The organism is Ilumatobacter sp., assembly GCF_041688325.1.
Classification (GTDB): domain Bacteria; phylum Actinomycetota; class Acidimicrobiia; order Acidimicrobiales; family Ilumatobacteraceae; genus Ilumatobacter_A.
The window spans coordinates 1-2,256 of sequence record NZ_JBDNIJ010000153.1; the positions used below are offsets into that span (position 1 = coordinate 1).

The 2,256-nt window shown below is 63.7% G+C and carries 5 protein-coding genes; 2 read left to right on the forward strand and 3 right to left on the reverse strand.

Going from position 1 to position 2,256, the window contains the following annotated elements:
- Positions 1 to 136: 136 nt before the first annotated feature.
- Positions 137 to 433: a DUF2442 domain-containing protein gene (locus tag ACH2EI_RS09965; RefSeq protein WP_395154558.1), complete on the reverse strand. Its 297-nt coding sequence runs from the start codon at positions 431 to 433 to the stop codon at positions 137 to 139.
- A gap of 60 nt (positions 434 to 493) precedes the next feature.
- Positions 494 to 703 carry a DUF4160 domain-containing protein gene (locus tag ACH2EI_RS09970; protein ID WP_395154559.1) on the reverse strand — a complete coding sequence of 70 codons (210 nt, stop codon included), beginning with the start codon at positions 701 to 703 and terminating at the stop codon, positions 494 to 496.
- Positions 704 to 838: 135 nt separating this feature from the next.
- Here ACH2EI_RS09970 and ACH2EI_RS09975 point away from each other — a divergent pair, with 135 nt between their 5' ends.
- Positions 839 to 1,132, forward strand: coding sequence for a helix-turn-helix transcriptional regulator (locus ACH2EI_RS09975; RefSeq protein WP_395154560.1), 294 nt, complete (start codon positions 839 to 841; stop codon positions 1,130 to 1,132).
- A gap of 7 nt (positions 1,133 to 1,139) precedes the next feature.
- On the opposite strand, the gene ACH2EI_RS09980 is transcribed toward ACH2EI_RS09975, so the two are convergent.
- On the reverse strand, positions 1,140 to 2,141 hold the full coding sequence (locus ACH2EI_RS09980; RefSeq protein WP_395159888.1) for a helix-turn-helix domain-containing protein: 1,002 nt from the start codon (positions 2,139 to 2,141) through the stop codon (positions 1,140 to 1,142).
- Between ACH2EI_RS09980 and ACH2EI_RS09985 the strand changes: the two genes are divergently transcribed.
- A partial coding sequence (locus tag ACH2EI_RS09985; RefSeq protein ID WP_395159890.1) for an AAA family ATPase occupies positions 2,044 to 2,256 on the forward strand: 213 nt, incomplete at its 3' end. The genes ACH2EI_RS09980 and ACH2EI_RS09985 overlap by 98 nt on opposite strands.

Here is a 2,256-nt window from a genome sequence, read left to right on the forward strand (position 1 = left end):
AAACGTCAGCGCGGAAGGCGTGGGATTCCGACCAACTGTGGATCGTCCCTGGTCAGAGATTCGTCCAAGCCGAAATCGGCTCATTTGAGAGTAACCCTGAGACTCACCGGCAAGTAGAAATCCCGAACCCTGGCAGTCAGCCGGTGCGTTCGAGCCGGTACTCGCGGAGAAGTCGCGGCTGCGTCGCCGCTGCTGCTTGTTGATCGCCGTGCAGTACGTCAGGATCGAGATCGATGCCGTTCGGCCACGCGACCGTTCCGGCCACCGAGTCCACTGCGGCTGCAGCGAAGCTCTCGTCGTCGTCGATCGATGCAAGCACGCCCGGCAAAGCATCGGCGAAGTCGAGTTCGCGCACGAGGCCGTCTGAGAACGTGATGCTCAGCTCTCGTGCGCCGAGATGCTTGACAGCGGTGACTCGGGCGAGATCGGTCATCTTCACAGGTTACTGGAGCGGCTCGATGCCCGATAGGGCTGCTGGCTCCTGCGCCAGGGATCAGTTGGTCGCAAGTTCGCTCTGGTGTAGTGCTCGCCACTGCTCGACGAGTCGCGCAGCAGTCCGTGGGAGGCCGCCCCTGATCGTCGAGTCGTCATCGATTCGGATCAGCGCTTCGTGTTCGGCGTAGATCGCATGGAAGTGGGGCGGATTGTGATCCGCGAAGTACCTGTAGATCACGATCCCGTAGAACTCGCTCAGCCGAGGCACCTGTCCAACCTTACGACCACACCGCTTCTGTCACCGGACCTTGGAATCTGTCGTGGACGTGTCGGGAGTGCTTGCCGGTGATGTGGAAAAGCACATATGTTTGACTGTATGGCCGATCTCGCGACCCTCGCGGGAATGAGCAGTCCCGGAGGCTTGATCCGCGAACGCCGGATCGACTTGGGTTGGACGCAGGCTCAACTCGCCGATCGCGCCGGCGTCGCGCAGGCTGACATCTCGCGGATCGAGAATGGTCGCCTCGATACGCGGTGGTCGACCATTCACCGGTTGTCGACGGCGTTGGAAACGCCGGGGGTCGAGCCGAAACGCAGCTTGGCGAACGGCGGTCGCCGCAGTTCTCCACGGAAGCCGACTGGCAAGAAGTGGGCCCCGAACGGACCGGTCGCGCCGATCGAACCCGCGGAGGTGTAATCCGTGGTCACCCGCGCGCCGACGACGCGGCGGCCTCGCCGGCGATCCGTGCAGCGACAAATCGTTCGAGCTGTTCGACGGGAAACCGGACACTTCGGCCGATACGGATCGGCGTGAGCTGATCTGCGTCGATCAGGTTGTAGACGGACGAGCGACTGATCGCCAGCATGTCGGCCGCCTCTCGGACGCTGACAAGAAGTGCTCGTGGCACCTTGCGATTGGGCGGCGAGGTGCGAACTGTCGGAGTGAGCGTCATGCAGAGGTAAAGGCGACTCATTCGACATTGGGGGACATCGGCGTATCGAGGTGGACCGGACACGATCGGTCGCACGACGCCTTGCACGATCGGGTGAAGCGTCGTGCGCGGTCGATGAGGGCATCGGCTGGCGAAGGCGTGAGCCGTTTCGCCCCTCGACTTCTTGTCGCTCGCCTCGGCGTCGAGAAATGCGCCTGGTGAAGACCGAGACAGATACTTCGCCAGAACGTTGTCCCGTTTTTCGCGCAGGGCGGCCTTTACCTCAGCAATGGGGTACTGCTGCACATCGTTGTCTGCCGTCGGCTCTCGACGCCGTGGTCTCCTGGCGGGGGAGACAGCGGTCTCGCCACCCGTCCAGCGAAGGCATCGGATGCCGGGCTGCCGACATCGACACTGCGCGATCGGTGGCGGGCACGCGCCGACGAGATCGTGGATGTCGATGAGATGCTGGCGGCAACTTTGGCGCACCCGCTGCGGCAAGTGGCGATGGTGCGGCCGTCGATCGACGAAGTCCTCGAAGCAGTCGAGATGCGGCATGCGGAATGGGCCGGGCCGCAGCTGATCGAACAGATTGCGATGCGGGTCACTGGTCCCGACCCGGACACGATCGCCGCGACGATCGAAGACGTTTGCGCCGAGGCAATGGCGTCTGCCGGTGTTGTCGACCTCGCCCCGGCAGCGCAGCCCGGCGACATGCTGCGAGGCTCGGGCGGCGCAGGCGTTGCGAGACGGTGCCGGTCTCGATTCGGACACGTTGCACAAGCTCGTCTACAAACACTCGACCAAACAACACGTCGGCCACGGCCTGCCCGATGAGCGGTGGAATCTGCCCGACCGCGCAGTCGTTGTCCTTGACGAAGCGGGAATG